This window comes from Shewanella sp. SNU WT4 (assembly GCF_006494715.1).
In the GTDB taxonomy this organism is placed as follows: domain Bacteria; phylum Pseudomonadota; class Gammaproteobacteria; order Enterobacterales; family Shewanellaceae; genus Shewanella.
Genome location: NZ_CP041151.1, coordinates 1,749,523 through 1,766,229, shown reverse-complemented (window position 1 = coordinate 1,766,229; position 16,707 = coordinate 1,749,523). Strand labels below are relative to the sequence as shown.

The following is a 16,707-nucleotide window of genomic DNA, read 5'->3' as shown; positions in this document are numbered from 1 at the left end:
TCGTTAAACGCTGGTAATGCTGGCAATAAGAGTGAAACTAGGGTGATGATAGTGAAACTTGTGTGGTGATAGTGAAACTAGGGTGATGAAAGTGAAACTATGCTGGTGATAGCTAAGCGATATCAATGCCATGGCAATCAAGCGCTACGCCTGTTTTGATATGATTTTAATACTGGTATTAATAGTTAGGACGATAACGACTCGGGCGCTTATCGCTGCAGCGCTTCTGCTCAGCAGTCACTCTTAGCGCAACTATTCCGGCAGTTCACTATTTATGCCACCAGCTTCCTTGTCAGCAAACACTTGTCATCGCCCCATAAAAATGTATGGTCCGCCTCGTTATTGCAAATGATATTTTCGATAACGAGGTTGGTTTGCGCTAATGTATTCGGAGTCTTCATTAGGTGCTACCACCCGCTCCACGATGAGTTCCGCGCTAGATTGTCCTCAAAAAGCCCAAAGCATACTGCGTTGCTGTTTTTTATGTCAGGTCTTCAATCTAGTGGTCTGACCGTTCTGCCATCTTTTTTATCATCTGCAAACTCGGCTTAAACTCTTACTTCAAATGCTTGCTTGGTCGATAACACTGACCACGCTATCCGCACTAACTTATTCGCCAAAGCGACAACCGCTACGTTAAATGGCTTTCTGGCTCTTAACTCCAAAATCCATTCACCAAAAACAGCGACTGCAACCTCTGGCCTTGATAAAATCGACCGTGCACCATGGATGAATAACGTCCTCAACGCTTTGTTGCCGCGCTTACTTATCCCCAAAAGCGTGGTTTTGCCGCCAGTTGAGTATTGATGTGGGACAAGCCCTATCCAGGCGGCTAACTGTCGTCCATTTTTAAAGTGACCCACATCGGAGATATCCGCTAAACACTGACTCGCTGTTAAATTTCCCACACCTGGGATAGATTTAAGCAGTTGAGCATCTTCATTTTGCTCGACAAGCTGTTTCAGCTTGTTATCTTGACCTGCAATACGCTCATTAAGCTGTAAATAGTATTCGTGATGCTCAATCAACTCCTGCATTAACATCTGAGGAATAGATTCTTTACTATAAGCAAGCCATTGAAATAGGCTCTTCATCTTGCTATGCCCTTTAGGGAAGCTCATACCAAATTCAAGCAAGATAGCTCCAATACGGGACATGCACGCGGTACGCTCTTTTACGTAACTAGAACGAATACGTTGGATCACTGAGATAACCTGAGCAGTTTCAGTTTTAACACCAACAAAGCGCATCGATGGGCGTGTTGATGCTTCCGCTATTGCATCAGCATCGATGTAATCATTTTTATTAGTTTTAACGTAAGGTTTAACGTACTGCGGAGGAATGAGTTTAACTTCGTGCCCAAAAGACTGGCACTTTCGAGCGAGCCAATGTGAGCCACCACATGACTCCATGGCTATGATTGTTGCGGGTGTTTGAGCTAAAAACTCAATAAGTTTTGCGCGAGATAAATGCTTTCGAAATTGCTCTCGACCGCTATAGTCATGAGCAACAAGATGAAAAGAAGATTTGCCTAAATCGATCCCAATTACTTTAATAGTAGACATGATGGTTCGCCTCTTTGTTTGCCTAACCCTAAGCTTAGCTTAGGGGTGAGGCGGACCATCTAATTAAGGCCGATAACCATCAAAGGGTTATCGGCCTTTACTCTTAAGCGTTAACTGACTTAGCTGCTACAGCAATTATCTGAGCACAAGCTAGCCAAAGGGCCAACTAGTCTTTCTGAGTTGGCGCTAAGCTCCACTGGGCGCCACTAAAGATATCTTGTGAAATAATCAGTGCTTGCTCTAACCACTCATTAAACACTTGGCATTCAGGCGTTTGTGATTGCTGCGCGCACAGCATTTTATCACCGGCGGGCGGCTGCACTATGCTGATCCCAGCGAGCGGGCGCACAGTGGCAGCTTGCGGCGATTTAAGCACAGTTAACAAGTTCTGCTGCGTATCCCCGAGCAAGGCCAAAATCCGGCGTGGCAACTCATACAAGGCAATCTCGCCCCATTGCTGCGGGCCATTAATACCATCAATCACAATTAACGGCGTGCGCAGTGACGTGGCAAACATCTCAGGGCTAAAATCCGCTTTATTAGCACTAATGACGCCAGTTTGGGTATAGCCGTCGTAATTAGGCCCAAGAAACGGTAAGTGATCACCAAACATCACGATTAACGCTTGTGGGTCTTGCGCTTGCACTGTGGCAATAAAGTCCATGATTTCACGGGTTTTGTAGTACATTTGATTGGCATATTTCACCGCCATCTCATTCGCGCCAGTCGCGCTTATCACCACAGGGCGGCGCTCGTTTAATGGATAATCCAAATGTCCAAAAATAGTGACTATGTAATTTAGCGTCGCTTGGCCATTATCGCGATTAGCCGCCGTTTTATCCCACACTTGATTAAATAACGACACATCGCTCATAAACTCGCGGTTCATGTCATCTTGGCGGAAATCATTAATCGACCAGTATTTATCAAAACCTACGCGATTATAAGCATTAACCCGATTCCAAAAGCCCGCATGATTGGGGTGTGAAGCTATGGTTTGATAGCCAGCATCGGATAAATAGCGCGGCAAGCACGGCACTTCATTGCGCAGCCAACCCTCAAAAAACACCGCATTTTGGGTGACAGGAAACCCGCATAAGGCTTCAAATTCACTATTGGCCGTATAACCACCAAATACCGGCGCTAGCACTGTGCTATTGGCTGTGGCTTGCCATAAATCGCGAAACCTTGGGTCAAACGGGTCTTGATTAAAGCCCACGTTGCCAAGCGCCATAGGATCCCAAAAGGATTCCAGCAATAACACATAAACATTGCGCTTATCGCTAATGCTGGCGGCGGGAGCTAAGGCTTGCGCTGGGAAAATACTGGTTTTAGCGGCTAACACTTGCTCTTGTGTTACTTTCGTTTGACCCCGCGCAATCACGCGACTGCCTTCTACCGTCAAATGCAGCAACAAGCCGCGATCTTTATAGTTACCCGGTTGATCCCACACCCTATCGCCCACATGGACATCAAACCATGCTTGTAAGCTACTGGATTGATTAACATAAAAAAATCCAGCCCCAACCAATAACGCCAGTAGCAACCAAGTGCGCTGCCGCTGCCAAGCAATCGCGACCATCAAGCCGCCAAATGGGATCAGTAGCGCCGCCCATAAGGCCCAGTAACGCCAATCATTAAATAACTGAAACATATTGCCGACGATACTAAAGTCATCAGGCATGATGGGGCTGCCTAAGATCATGAGCTTGAGCGCATTACTGACCTGCAGCACTAAGGTAAAGCTGGTGTACACTATGACCCAAGCTAAAAAATTGCGGCACAATACAAATAATAGCGCCGCGAATACCAGCTGAATAATGGCATCTTTAACCCAAACCCCAGGCCAAACCCCGACATCAAAACTGCTCGCAAGCCCCACTTGAATCAGGCTATACAAGGCCAGTGTATATAGCACCATATATAACCATGGTCGCCATAACGCTAAGCGCTTCTGTAAACGTGTTTTCGGGAAAACTATCCTTGATTGCTGCATATTGCCCTACATCCGAAACTAGCCAAGCTAGGTAACATATTGTGCAATATCATACTCATTTTGAAAGAATTTAATAGCTTAAGTCATTAATCATTCCATAACTTATACCGACTTATTGCAACCTGGCCTATCTCGGTTTTTGCGCCTATGGTTAAACCATCATCTTAACTTGCGCCATTTCTGCTATTTTAGAGGTTAGCGCGCCCAAGATGAATCAGCAAGACCAGCAATGCCATCAAAATCAATTAGTTAAGCAGATGCTTACATTGGCACTGGATTAATTAATCCATATATTGGTCGCCAGCAAAAATTGCTGACACATTGAAAAAGGCAAACCAGTTGAAAGGCTGGGACGCAAAACCACCGGTCTAAGGGGCATTTGTACCTATGATAGCGGCGATGCCATTGGTATCAGACTTGTCGCCTTATGCAGCAAGTCTAGTAATGCGTGTTGCCTTATTGAATTTCTACGCTCAATAAGGAAGATATATGTTTAAAACTCGTTTTTCCCCTCTCGCCTTAGTGATAGCTAGTGCATTGGTGCCGTTAGCGGCGCAGGCCGAAGTCACTATGCAGCAAGCTGCCGAACAAACGTTTAGCGTCATTAAAGCCATGAAACAGCGCGGTGAAGCTAATGATGGCGTGATTGTTGATGGTAACAAACGCTTTATTGTCTATAACGACTATCGTTTTGAACTGCATGATGATAATTACCCTAAATTTCCTTTCCCTTATGGCGGCGAAGAAGCCCTAGCCCCTTATTATGCCGCGTTCCCATTTTTAAATGATAAATGGGACATAGTGATGAATAATAACTACGGTTTTTATTTCATTCATGATGATTTTGGCAGCATGAGTAGCGACACTCAGGGTTGTTTTGTCGAATATTTTCCAGAACCCAGTTTCAGCGAAGATAAGATAATGCGCTTTGAAAAGACTGAGTGTATCAGCGCGCCTATGATTACTGACTTTGCCCTGTCTGGCATATTTGATATTGGTGCCACTGCCACTTGGCAAGGCCATGTGGAAGGTAATCACTATCAGCTGAGTTTAAGTTCACCGTCAACTAAAACGCAAATGTTTAACGCCACCGCCCCTGAGTTCTACCTAGGTAATCTGTCACCAAACACTGATTATCAATTAGCCCTGGAAGCTTGTAATACCACAGGGTGTGTAGCCGTAGAACCGATTACACTCACCACCAAAACCAGTCAAGCGGGTTTTCATGATGGTATTCGCCACTTAAATCACCTTGATGGTGAAATTGCCGCCCATGTGTCCTTGATGCAAAGTCACAGCTTAACCGCCCCCTTTGGCAATGATGAGTTAAATGCGCCGGATGTCGTGATCAACCGTGCTGCCATGCTGCTAGTGACGCCAGAGCTTAACGACATTAACCAGTTATGGGTTGAGGTGTATTTTGAAGGCGAGCTTATCGCGCGCGAAATCATGCAGTCGCCCGCCAATCAGCCCAAAACTGACCAATACGCCGTTGACGGTCGGCCAATGGTCATTTTTGACCATGATGTCTGGAGCTTGCCGCTTCAATGGAATTGGATGACCCCAGGCTTATCCCTTAAGTTTATCGATAATCATGGCCGCAGTTCAGAATTGGCGCAGCACAGTATTACCTTTGGCGGCGCGCCTGAGTTAGTCATCCAAAACATCGACATGGGCATGTTAACTAAGCCACGTGGCCGCAATACCATGGCTAACAATACTGCTGAACATGCCAGTGATTATTTTCAAAAAATCCCAGTATCTAAATTAGTGATGGGCCAATATGCCCCTGCCCATTTTGAAACTGTCACTATGCCTAATGGCAAAGTGTACACTGAACGCAGTGACACTGATGGTGGCTGGCATAGCGGTGATATGCGCGAAGCCATTGGTAAAGCGTTAATTTCAACGGGTATTAATAATGCTAACGTCGGCATTACTACCTCAGGGGGGTATTCACAGGCCTACAATCGCCGTTTTAACCAACTGACAGCGCACACTAATGTCGGCGTTTACACCCATCCAGACAATGGCTCAAACAAAACCGTAGTGCATGGCGGTAGCGGTGGTGGTGGCATTTTAACCTTGGAAGCAACCACAGGTAATGAATGGTCTCATGAAGTGGGACATAACTTTGGCAGAAGCCACTATCCGAGCATGGCCTCAGTGCATGATATGCAAAGCGGTTGGGGCTGGGATCAGGTATTTAACCGCTTTATCGGCAATATCGATTGGCGCGGTGCGCCAGCGATATCAAGTGCGGGCGGCGAAACCTCATTACCATATTTAGAGACATTCCGCTTTTTGCATGACGCCCAAGCCGGTGGTGAAAAGCAAAAAATTGGTTTAGTCAGTAACTTTACCCTTGAACACCCAACTCAAGCACGCCGCACGCAAGCTTGGTTAAATAGTGGCTTTAACCAAACACCTGACGGCAATTATCACTATGCCACATGGGATCAAGCGCAACAAACCTATGTAGAAGCCAACACTACAGCACCAGCACCAGTAAAAACCGGCATACCTGTGACAACCTTAGTGGGTATTTACGATCCTTTAGGTGTAAACCCAAGTCAAATTTATCCCGTGCTTTACGGTAACTACGGCAATGTATTTGATTTAGCGCCAGCCACCGACTTTGAAGCGCCAGCACTGAGCCCAGGTTGGCATCAATACCAAAGCTTAAGCGCTGAGCATTTAGCGATGTCAACGTGGAAAACCATAGTCGACAACGGCAGTCATCAACGTTTATGCCAATTTGCTTTTACTACCACCAACAACACTACAGTCAACTTAGTCGGTCATGTCGAGCCTAACAGCAACACTTGCCACGCCAGTGATGACATGCGTTGGAACTTAGGCGGAACTTGGCAGCAAATGGAATCGAGCGCAGGTGATTATTCACTGCTGTTCCCTTATGGCAAAGGGCAAATTACTTACAGCCCAACCCCTGAGATAGGTGAAGTGAATCTGTGTCAACTGACTGACATTAATAACCCAAGCCATAATGGTGCCGGCTTCGTGCAAGAGGGAAGCTGCGTGCAAATTGCAGGGATAAAGCACAGCAATAACCGAGACTGGAAATATGCGGTGAGGTCTGCTGAACAAGCCAACTACATTCACACTAGTGTCTGTCGTCTTGATGTCACCACTCGCCAAGGTCAGTCAATTTCTTATGACTTAGCATCTACGCGCTTACACGCTAACCAAAGCAATAAGTTCCACATCAACTTGCCGCAGCAAGAACTCAGCAACGTGACGCTAAGCTGCCAAGACGCTGAGGGTGTCACCATCCTAGATAGCTTAACGCCGTCAATAACCACAGGGATTGAAGACTTACCACAAGCTGTGATCATCGGCCAAGAGCATGGCTATCAAGTGCTGGACTCAGCCATAGGTCAAGGCTGGTTTGATCACACACAAGCCATGGACTTAGATAACTTATCTAAGCGCGATAGAAATGTGCTCGCCACCATGAGAGTGCGCGATCAACAACTGCCTTTATGCCGTTTTGATCTTGCCATTAATGGTAAAGTGGAAACTGTGCACGGTTTTGTCGAGCAATTAGTCACAAACGATTACCGTTGTACTGGCGGCGATGACATTAGCCTAGTGCAAGCAGGCAAAGAACAGCGGCTTGAGTCGCCGATTAACCAGTTCCAGTGGTTATCATTGTGGAACCCTGAGCATACTGGTGAGCGCGTACCTGCCAAAAACAGTAATGAAAATCTATGCAGCGTCAAAATTGACAGTTTTTACGGTGCAGGCTTTATCAATGCTGGTAATCAATGCGTGCAAATAAAAGGCATTAAGTGGTCAAACGGCAACGACTGGGTATTTACCAATAACCATAGTCAATACAATTACAGGTAATACTGTGAGCCTAACGCCCTAAGCGATAGCCCCCTCGACTGTTATAATATCTGTCACAGTCCCCCATAAAAAGCAGCCAGCGGATTTATCCGCTGGCTGTTTTTTTGGCTAATTCAGTGAAGCTTAAACAAATATTAACTGCGGTCATTTGAAAATTTACACTTTCACACTTACGCTAATATGCACATACATGTGTAGTTTAAGGAAAAACTATGGAAGCGCTTCTTCGGGGTTTGTCGATAAAAACTCGCCTATTTAGTCTCTTGTCGGTATTGCTCGTCATCATGATTGCTCTTGGCATCTATCAACGCGAATCTGTCGGCACAGTCAATAACATGCTTAATAACATGTTTGAAAATCAGCTCACCCCCATTGCCGCAATCTCTGATGCCAACATGCAAGCCATTTACCACAACCGTGCCTTATACAACTTAGTCATAGAAACTGATGAAGCCAAGATGTACGCTATTGACAAAGAGATGAAAGACTTTGATGCCAAGATGGAAGAAAAGTTAGACGTCTACCGTAAAACCTCAATGTCTGATGAAGAAATTAAATTGCTCAAAGAGTTTGAAGCATCTTGGGGAGTCTATGTAAAATCCGCCGCCGAGGTGGCAGCGGCATCGATAAAAGGTGACAACGCCTTAGCCATGTCCATCATGCAAGGTGCAACCACCGCCGCCTTTGACGCGGCGGATAATTTATTAACCGCCTTAGTAACGCTTAATATGGACTTGGCCAAAGTCGCTTATGTTGATAGTGATGTGCTAGTCGATAACATCACTAACACTCTGATACTAGTGATTGGTGCGGTAGTGGTATTGGTGTTGTTTGCCGGTTGGCAGGTCGCTTTCAGTATTTGCCGACCTTTAGCTGCAATCGTCGCCGACCTAAACGCATTAGCTCAAGGGGACTTGCAATCCAACCCCAAGAATGAAGGTAACGATGAAATTACCAGCATGCAAAAGGCGATGGCGTCAACGCGCGGCCGCTTGCGGGATGTGGTTCAAAATATTAAACAGGCCTCAAATGAACTCGGTCATTGTGGTAATAAATTGGTCGTCGCCGGTGAGCAAGTGATGGCAAGCTCTAAAGAGCAAGCTTCTGCCACCACCACATCGGCTGCGGCACTTGAGCAAATGGCCGCATCTATTGCTCATTTAGCAGATTCAGCCAAAGGCGCCAATCGACTAGCGGTAGAATCAGGTAAAGTGGCGCAATCGGGTGAATTGCAAGTAGAAAAAGTCTCTTCAGAAGTAGCTAACGTTAGTATCGCTATTAACGACTCATCACAAGATTTACGTAAACTGACTGAAAACATTCAGCAAGTAAGCAAAATTTCGGTAATGATTAAAGGCGTTGCCGAACAAACCAACCTGTTAGCCCTCAACGCGGCCATTGAAGCGGCGCGCGCAGGTGAGCAAGGTCGAGGCTTTGCTGTGGTGGCAGATGAAGTGCGTAACCTAGCGGCACGAACGTCTAATGCCACCCATGAAATTGATCAAATGATAGGTACAGTGCAACAAGCCGCCGATAGCACAGTGGCGAACATGAACGCCTATTTGCAAACCATAGAGTCAGTGAAAACCAATGCATCGCTTGCCAGCACTATGATGGCGCAAGTGGATAAAGGCTCGCAAGATGTGGTGCATTTAATGACTGATATCACTCAAATGCTCAACGAACAATCAAGCGCGAGTAATGAAGTGGCAAAATCGGTGGAGTCGGTCAATACCATGTCGAAGCAAAACGTGGTGGCGTCTGACAACGTTAACCGTGAAGCCATGCGCTTAACTGAGATAGTGCGCGAGCTCAATAACGGCACTAACTTCTTTAAACTCTAAACGCCAAGGTACGCACCACTGACTTAGGTTGTCAGTGGTGCGCTGCTAATGCGGGCTTAACACTCGCGGCCTCGTAAGTTCAGGTGCAACATTCAATCGTTAACCTAACATCCCACGCTTCATTCATTGACCGCGATTCATGCCACATCAATAGACGTAAACTTAGGCAGATTGCTGCTCATTCATCGCCAGCGCCATGGCTTCAGCAATACGAATACCATCGATAGCCGCCGACATAATGCCGCCCGCATAACCCGCGCCTTCACCGGCTGGGTATAGCCCTTTGGTGTTCACACTTTGATAATCACTGCCACGCTTAATCGACACCGGTGACGAGGTACGAGTTTCTACCCCGGTCATCATGGCCTCTTTCATAGCAAAGCCGTTGATTTTCTTGTTAAAGGCTGGAATAGCCTCGCGAATAGCTTCTAGGCAATAGGCAGGTAAAATCTCGGTCAAATCGGTAAGCTTAACCCCAGGCTTAAACGATGGCTCAACTTTACCAACTTGCGACGATGATTTACCCGCTAAATAGTCACCGACTAATTGCGCTGGCGCATCATAGTTTTCACCGCCCAAGACATAGGCCGCGCTTTCAAGCTGACGCTGGAATTCAATCCCAGCTAATGGGCCGCCAGGATAATCGCTCGGGTCGATACCCACCACTATGGCACTGTTCGCATTGCGTTCATTGCGCGAATATTGGCTCATGCCGTTAGTCACGACTCTGTGTTCTTCAGACGTTGCCGCCACGACTGTGCCACCAGGACACATACAGAAGCTATACACAGAGCGACCATTTTTACAGTGGTGCACTAACTTGTAATCGGCCGCGCCTAACAGTGGATTACCAGCATGCTTGCCAAATAACACTTCATCAATTGACGACTGATTGTGCTCAATCCGAAAACCGATAGAAAATGATTTAGCTTCTAAATACACGCCTTTGCGATGCAGCATTTCAAACGTATCGCGGGCACTGTGGCCAGTCGCTAAGGCGATAAATTTAGAATGGATCACTTGGCCATCGGCTAAGGTCAGCCCAGTGATTTGACCATCAGCAATATGGACATCATCAACACGGGAGTTAAAGCGGATTTCGCCGCCCAGTTCGATAATCTTGGCGCGCATTTTTTCAACCATGCCCACCAGCTTATAGGTGCCTATGTGTGGCTTGCTGACATATAAGATTTCAGCCGGGGCACCCGCGTCAACAAAGTCGCGCAACACTTTACGGCCATAATGCTTTTTATCATTCACTTGGGTCCACAGCTTACCGTCAGAGAAGGTACCTGCGCCGCCTTCACCAAACTGCACGTTGGATTCAGTGTTCAACTTACGATTACGCCAAAAACCAAAGGTATCCTTAGTGCGTTCCCGTACTTCTTTACCGCGCTCAAGCACAATCGGTCGATAACCCATTTCTGCCAGCACTAACGCGACAAAAATGCCACATGGCCCAAAACCTATCACTACCGGCCGCTCATTGAGCTCTTCTGGTGCCTTAGCCACGTATTGATACGTCATATCCGGCGTTGGCCGCACATTGTTATTGTCCACCTGCTGAGCCAGCACAGCGTCATTGTCTGTGGTGTTCACATCTAAGGTGTACATTAAGGAGATTTTATTCTTATTGCGCGCGTCAAACCCGCGGCGAAATACGGTGACATCGAGCAATTGTTCAGCGCTGATACAAAGGGCGGTAAGAATAGCTTGGGTTAATTGTTCAGGCTGGTGATCAAGCGGGAGTTGTACATTGGTAATGCGGATCATGGTTTATCCAAACTTTATGTTACTTGGTTATAGTAAAAATAAATAAATGCCGAGCATCTAGTACTCAAATGCCTTGTCTTGGCTGGATTTAATATTGCATTTAACAGCGCAACCAGTAATATACTGACGCTGAAAATAGTGCGAACGCACTGGGTTAACCGCGAAAGTTTACCAGAAACTGCCGCACAATAGCGATGAGAAATATGGCATTTGTTGTGACTGAAAACTGCATTCGGTGTAAATACTCCGACTGCGTGGCCGTGTGCCCGGTGGAGGCCTTTCATGAGGGTCCAAATTTTTTAGCCATCAATCCTGATGTGTGTATTGATTGTGATTTATGTGCCGCTGAGTGTCCGGCTAACGCGATTTTTCAAGAAGATCAGCTACCTGCTGGCATGGAAGTGTATCGCGAATTAAACCGCGAATTAGTGCAAGATTGGCCAGTGATAACTGCCGTGATCCCGCCGCCCAGTGATGCTGATGAGTGGAATGGTGTCACTAATAAACTGCCGCTACTCAAGAGATAACGGCACTACTTGAGCGACATAGTACCAACCAACCAACCAACCGTGTTAATCCATGAGTTCGCGCCAAGCAATGAAGCGCAAGCAATGAACCACAGCCGATTTGCCACAGGCAATGAACCACAATTGTCGCAACCTAATGCTTGGCGTGTAAAGGCAACCATGCTGCCAAATCACGCCAGCCTTAAGCGTTATCAACGCTAAAAATTAGCCTCTGTCGCAACGCCTTTAGTCACGACTACAGCTTGAGTATCAGCAAAGATAAAGAAAGGCGCAGCGTCGTCTTGCCGATTGATAGCCTCTGGGTCGTCATTTTGCGCCACGCAGGTATAACCTAAGCTGTAATTGCCCGCGACCACAAAACCTAATTCGTAACCTTGACCTATCACTTGTTTATTAGCATTGAGTATGTCGTTCACTCGCGCCGCTGCAATCGGAGCAACTTGAGGTGCTGGTGTTGCAGCGCCTCTAAAATCACTCATATTGTCAAGTGAGGTTGATTGTGGATACAAGTACACGACTTGGTGAAAGTCACTGCCAGCCGCTGCAATTTCACACTCTGAGGTTAACGCACTGGGAATAGTACCTTTAATGCTCCCCACATCGATTAGGCTATTGGCCGCATTCTAAGCGTTAACCCCTTGGCACTTAACTTCTACTCTTTAGCATTCACATCGCGCGGTAACCAATCCACAGTCACGCCGACTTGCTCAAACATATCTTGGCTAATTTGGATTTTATCGCCCCAGCGCGATAAGAAATCTGGGCTTGGTGCTGGGCTATGCACGGCGCTTATGCCAGTTTGAATGATTTTGGCAGCGCAATTAGGGCAAGGGAAATGAGTGACCCAAATCTCGCAACCACTTAAGTCGCGCTTAGCGTAAAGAATGGCGTTCTCTTCGGCGTGTAAGGTTTTTAATAGCTTCATCTCACGGTTATCAGTCTCGGCGCTATCGGAAATACCATGGGGATAACCGTTAAAACCAAGCGACACAATACGATTATTTTCAGTGATCACAGCGCCAACTTGGGTCGAAGGATCTTTACTCCACGAAGCTACCAGCTCTGCCATTTGTAAAAAACGTGTCGCCCATTTAGTCATCATCAGGTCGTATCCTTGTTGTGTTGCAAAAATTTAGCACTCTCATCAGGCGCTATTTTCTATCCCACTTCAAGATAAATCAACCGCAAATAGCCATGGAGCCTGATAGTTAGCCATTTCACTTAAGTCGGCGCACCCATAATATGATTATCAAGAAGCCGCTACCAAGTATCACTACTTAAACGGGCAAGGCGCGCTTGCGATTCACTGCAATCGGTTTGCAGCATTAATTCATGCAAGGTGATAGTGGGCGACTCCCGCAGTAAGCGCGCCAGTTTTTGAGTGAGAGTTTCCAACTTATCGGCATGGGGGATAAGCCCATCATTCATCTTTTTAAGCAAGTACGGCCAATTCGCAGCGGTATTAATAACCACAAGCCCGCTGATCTTGGTATTGCTACTGTCATTGTGACTTTTACTATTACCGCCCATCACAGCCACTCGCGTGGCTAATGCTGCAGCTAACCATGCTCTAAATGCCGAGATATCCATAGCCTTGCCAGTCAGTTGCCAATGGCGTGAACGGCGCACGCGCGCAATAGCGCAGTGATGGTGCGCGGCAATAAGCTGCGCTTCAGTGACCACCTCGCGGCCAATACGATGAATCAGCGCAGGCAATGCAATACAAATATGGCTTTGGTGTAGTTTCGGCTTCATGGGGCTGATTTGGCTTAATTTTTTGGTTTAGTTATTTGGCTTAATCGCCTGTCATGATTGTTAGATAAAATGTTTAGCGCCAGTGCTTAACGAGCGAGTAAGCTCAATTCATAACACCTAATCAATGACCTAGGCGTTATACCACAGTTGCCAAAGGATGACGGCTGATAGTTGTAAATTAACCAGAAAGAGCCCCAGATTATTAGCAACCTGGGGCGCTGGTGTTAACCCAAGCTCATAGTCCTAGCCCTTGGACTTAGCCTGAGCCCTAGCCCTTAGGCAGCGATGCTTGATGGGCTTGAATAAAGCTATCCATCTGCGCCTTGGCGCGAATATTGGCTTTCTCCAATGATTCATCCGAACCCATAGCGGTAATAACCTCATAATAACACTTGATTTTGGGCTCAGTGCCTGAAGGTCTCACTATCACGCGGCTAGCATTATCTAGGCGGTAAATCAGTACGTCACTGCTGGGTAAATCTATGGTTTGCTGACTGCCATCGGCTAAAGTGCGGATGCCCACTTTAATATCATCAATACTGATAACGCTGGCATCTCCAATCTTAAGCGGCGGCTTAGCGCGAAGCCCTTCGCCGATATTTGGAGTATTAGGCTCAAGTTTAATGCTGATTTGCGCATTGAAATGCAGCCCAAATTGACGATAAATCTCGCTTAATCTGTCCCAAATGGTTTGACCTTGGCGAGTTAATTCCGCCGTTAACTGCGCAAAGGCTAACTGCGCGCTCAAGCCATCTTTATCCCACACTGTGCTGCCAACGGTATAACCTAAGGCTTCTTCATAGGCGAATAAAAAGGGTTGTTTTTGGGTTTGGCGCTGCTGCGCCACATTCATCAACCACTTAAAGCCAGTTAAGGTCGTAAAACTTGTGGCGCCCATGCTATCGGCGATTTTAGCTAATAAGCTTGATGACACTATAGTGTTGCCCACCAGCGCGCCCTCGCCGTCCTTTTGGCTCAAGTGCTTAGCATGGGTTAGCAAATAGTGGCCCAATAATATGCCCACTTGATCGCCGCTTAGCATCTGATAATCACTCTCGCCGCCATCATTATCTTTACGCACCGCAACCGCAAAACGATCGGCATCGGGATCATTAGCGCACGCCAGTAATGCCTGATGGGCTTTGGCCTCGGCAATCACTAAATCCATGGCGCCCGGCTCTTCGGGATTAGGAAAAGCCACAGTGGGGAAATTGCCATCGGGTAACCGCTGCGCCGCGACTGAATACACTTGAGTAAACCCAGCTTGCGCTAATATCGCCTCAGCCATAGGCGCGCCTACGCCGTGCATCGCGGTATAGCTCATGGACACTAGTTCGGGGCGCAATGATGCATGGCCCGATGACTTAAGCTCAGATGCATTAAGCTCAGGAGCATTAAGCACAGCTTGCTGATAAATATCGTAATAATCTTGCTCTAAACGTTGCAACTGCCCGCTCGCAAGGCCGTCATTTAATGGCATTAGCTTAATGATGTCAGTGCTTTTGGATTGAATGCAAGCCGCTATACCTGTGTCATGGGGCGTAATAATTTGCGCGCCATTGTCCCAATACACCTTATAACCATTGTATTGCGGCGGATTGTGACTAGCAGTGACCACTATGCCAGCGGCGCAGTTAAAGTGCTTGACCCCAAAGGCCACCAAAGGCGTGGGCGCCACTTGATAAGTGAGTTTAACTTGATACCCCATAGCTAGCAGTACGGCCGCGGTATCTTGGGCAAATTGCTTAGAATCATTGCGACCATCATAGCCAATAATGACGCCGCGCCGCTTAGCATCGCTCACTTGCGCAGCTAAATATTGCCCAAGGCCCGCCGTAGTTTGCCTGACTAATAAGCGGTTCATGCGCATGGGGCCTGCGCCCACCACGCCGCGAATGCCAGCGGTGCCAAAATCTAGGCGGCCAGCAAATAATGATGCAAGCTCAGCCTCATTATTACTTGTAAGCAGCGCTTGCAAATATTCACGGGTTTGACTGTCAGGATCGTTAGCAATCCATTGATTCACTTGTCGCGTTAAATGGCTATTCATAGCATCCTCATGGGCTGAACTTATGTTATCTACCATAAGCAATCCCAAGGTGCACGACAAGTTAATCGCCATTCACTTAAGGCTGTTTACGCCGTTTTCGCCAGATTGGGCTTATCGCTTTAATCTATCTAACGCTGAGTTTGCGCAAAGCAAGCTCAGTAAGGCACAAACGCAGCAAGGCCAAGGCTTAAATATTTGAGGAATGCTTGAGGAAAGAGGAGTGAGGAAAGCATTAGCAGAACTCGCCCTTAACTAATGTGGTTAAGAGTAAGCTCTGCTAAATAAAAGCTCAGTTAACTATTGCTGTGATTACAGCTTAACTAATACGCGGCCAGTGATTTGACCTTGGGTAATAGCATCGGCGCAGCTAGCAACATCTGTTAATGCCACTTCGCGGCACGCCGCACTAAAGTAACTAGCTGGCAATAACTTAGCTAAGCGCTGCCAGGCTTGCAGGCGCTGTGGATACGGGCATTGCACTGAATCGACGCCGCGCAAACTTACGTTGCGTAAAATAAATGGCATTACCGTAGTAGGTAAATCAAAACCGCCGGCTAAACCGCAGGCCGCCACGGCGCCGTTATAATCCATTTGGCTTAATACCTTAGCTAACACTTTGCTGCCAACGGTATCAATAGCGCCAGCCCACAATTGCTTCTCTAGTGGGCGAGCATCTTGTTCAAACTCGCTGCGCTCAATAATGCGCTTAGCCCCTAATTCGGTCAGCATGGCGCCATTAGCGGCGGCGCGGCCAGTCACAGCGGCCACTTGATACCCTAATTGCGCTAATAAGCTTACCGCGACTGAACCCACGCCGCCGCTAGCACCAGTAACTAAGACTTCACCGCGCTCAGGGGTAATGCCAGCATCCATTAACGATTGCACGCACAGCATAGCGGTTAAGCCAGCAGTACCTATCATCATGCTGCGCTGCGGCGTTAAGCCGTCTACTAATGGCACTAACCAATCGGCGTTTACCCGCGCTTTTTGCGCCATGCCGCCCCAATGGTTTTCACCTACGCCCCAACCTGTTAGCACCACGTTATCACCGGCTTGATAGCGCGCGTCGCTGGAATCAATGACAGTGCCAACAAAATCAATGCCAGGCACCATAGGAAATTCACGAATAATTCGCCCGCGCCCAGTAATAGCTAAGCCATCTTTATAATTAAGTGAGCTGTATTGCACTGCCACAGTCACATCGCCCGCAGGCAACACGCTGTCATCGAGCTGCTCAATACTGGCAATCGTGCGCTTATCTTGCTGATTTAATACCAAGGCGGTAAAAGTCATAATGAATACTCGTTAGGTTATCGATTAATTA

13 protein-coding genes and 1 riboswitch are annotated in these 16,707 nt (G+C 47.1%); of the genes, 5 read left to right on the top strand and 8 right to left on the bottom strand.

The window, feature by feature from the left end:
- Positions 1 to 548 precede the first annotated feature (548 nt).
- Together FJQ87_RS07925 and FJQ87_RS07920 are read right to left on the bottom strand one after the other, a co-directional pair.
- A complete protein-coding gene (locus FJQ87_RS07925; RefSeq protein WP_140932166.1) occupies positions 549 to 1,565 on the bottom strand; it encodes an IS110 family transposase in 1,017 nt (338 codons plus the stop codon).
- Positions 1,566 to 1,731: 166 nt separating this feature from the next.
- Positions 1,732 to 3,561, bottom strand: a complete 1,830-nt coding sequence (locus tag FJQ87_RS07920) for an LTA synthase family protein (protein ID WP_140932165.1) — start codon at positions 3,559 to 3,561, stop codon at positions 1,732 to 1,734.
- 319 nt (positions 3,562 to 3,880) lie between these two features.
- A riboswitch (cyclic di-GMP riboswitch) is annotated at positions 3,881 to 3,968 on the top strand.
- An 82-nt stretch (positions 3,969 to 4,050) separates the two neighbouring features.
- On the opposite strand from FJQ87_RS07920, the gene FJQ87_RS07915 reads away from it, so the two are divergent.
- Both FJQ87_RS07915 and FJQ87_RS07910 read left to right on the top strand, forming a co-directional pair.
- Positions 4,051 to 7,434, top strand: a complete 3,384-nt coding sequence (locus FJQ87_RS07915) for a M66 family metalloprotease (RefSeq protein WP_140932164.1) — start codon at positions 4,051 to 4,053, stop codon at positions 7,432 to 7,434.
- 212 nt (positions 7,435 to 7,646) lie between these two features.
- A complete protein-coding gene (locus FJQ87_RS07910; RefSeq protein WP_140932163.1) occupies positions 7,647 to 9,278 on the top strand; it encodes a methyl-accepting chemotaxis protein in 1,632 nt (543 codons plus the stop codon).
- A gap of 162 nt (positions 9,279 to 9,440) precedes the next feature.
- On the opposite strand, the gene FJQ87_RS07905 is transcribed toward FJQ87_RS07910, so the two are convergent.
- Positions 9,441 to 11,051 carry an NAD(P)/FAD-dependent oxidoreductase gene (locus FJQ87_RS07905; RefSeq protein ID WP_140932162.1) on the bottom strand — a complete coding sequence of 537 codons (1,611 nt, stop codon included), beginning with the start codon at positions 11,049 to 11,051 and terminating at the stop codon, positions 9,441 to 9,443.
- Between the two features lie 203 nt (positions 11,052 to 11,254).
- Between FJQ87_RS07905 and fdxA the strand changes: the two genes are divergently transcribed.
- Together fdxA and FJQ87_RS07895 are read left to right on the top strand one after the other, a co-directional pair.
- Entirely contained in the window at positions 11,255 to 11,578 is a 324-nt protein-coding gene (gene fdxA, locus FJQ87_RS07900; protein WP_140932161.1) for a ferredoxin FdxA, read from the top strand.
- 9 nt (positions 11,579 to 11,587) lie between these two features.
- Positions 11,588 to 11,779: a hypothetical protein gene (locus tag FJQ87_RS07895; protein WP_140932160.1), complete on the top strand. Its 192-nt coding sequence runs from the start codon at positions 11,588 to 11,590 to the stop codon at positions 11,777 to 11,779.
- On the opposite strand, the gene FJQ87_RS07890 is transcribed toward FJQ87_RS07895, so the two are convergent.
- The 4 genes from FJQ87_RS07890 to FJQ87_RS07875 form a co-directional block, all read right to left on the bottom strand.
- Positions 11,776 to 12,177 carry a hypothetical protein gene (locus FJQ87_RS07890; RefSeq protein ID WP_140932159.1) on the bottom strand — a complete coding sequence of 134 codons (402 nt, stop codon included), beginning with the start codon at positions 12,175 to 12,177 and terminating at the stop codon, positions 11,776 to 11,778. The genes FJQ87_RS07895 and FJQ87_RS07890 overlap by 4 nt on opposite strands.
- Before the next feature lie 53 nt (positions 12,178 to 12,230).
- Positions 12,231 to 12,680 carry a cytidine/deoxycytidylate deaminase family protein gene (locus tag FJQ87_RS07885; RefSeq protein ID WP_140932158.1) on the bottom strand — a complete coding sequence of 150 codons (450 nt, stop codon included), beginning with the start codon at positions 12,678 to 12,680 and terminating at the stop codon, positions 12,231 to 12,233.
- A 158-nt stretch (positions 12,681 to 12,838) separates the two neighbouring features.
- Positions 12,839 to 13,333 carry a ribosome recycling factor family protein gene (locus FJQ87_RS07880; RefSeq protein WP_140932157.1) on the bottom strand — a complete coding sequence of 165 codons (495 nt, stop codon included), beginning with the start codon at positions 13,331 to 13,333 and terminating at the stop codon, positions 12,839 to 12,841.
- A gap of 268 nt (positions 13,334 to 13,601) precedes the next feature.
- Entirely contained in the window at positions 13,602 to 15,383 is a 1,782-nt protein-coding gene (locus FJQ87_RS07875) for a phospho-sugar mutase (protein ID WP_140934037.1), read from the bottom strand.
- A 22-nt stretch (positions 15,384 to 15,405) separates the two neighbouring features.
- On the opposite strand from FJQ87_RS07875, the gene FJQ87_RS18695 reads away from it, so the two are divergent.
- Positions 15,406 to 15,582, top strand: coding sequence for a hypothetical protein (locus FJQ87_RS18695; protein ID WP_168195161.1), 177 nt, complete (start codon positions 15,406 to 15,408; stop codon positions 15,580 to 15,582).
- Between the two features lie 110 nt (positions 15,583 to 15,692).
- On the opposite strand, the gene FJQ87_RS07870 is transcribed toward FJQ87_RS18695, so the two are convergent.
- Positions 15,693 to 16,676 carry an MDR family oxidoreductase gene (locus tag FJQ87_RS07870; RefSeq protein ID WP_140932156.1) on the bottom strand — a complete coding sequence of 328 codons (984 nt, stop codon included), beginning with the start codon at positions 16,674 to 16,676 and terminating at the stop codon, positions 15,693 to 15,695.
- Positions 16,677 to 16,707: the final 31 nt, after the last annotated feature.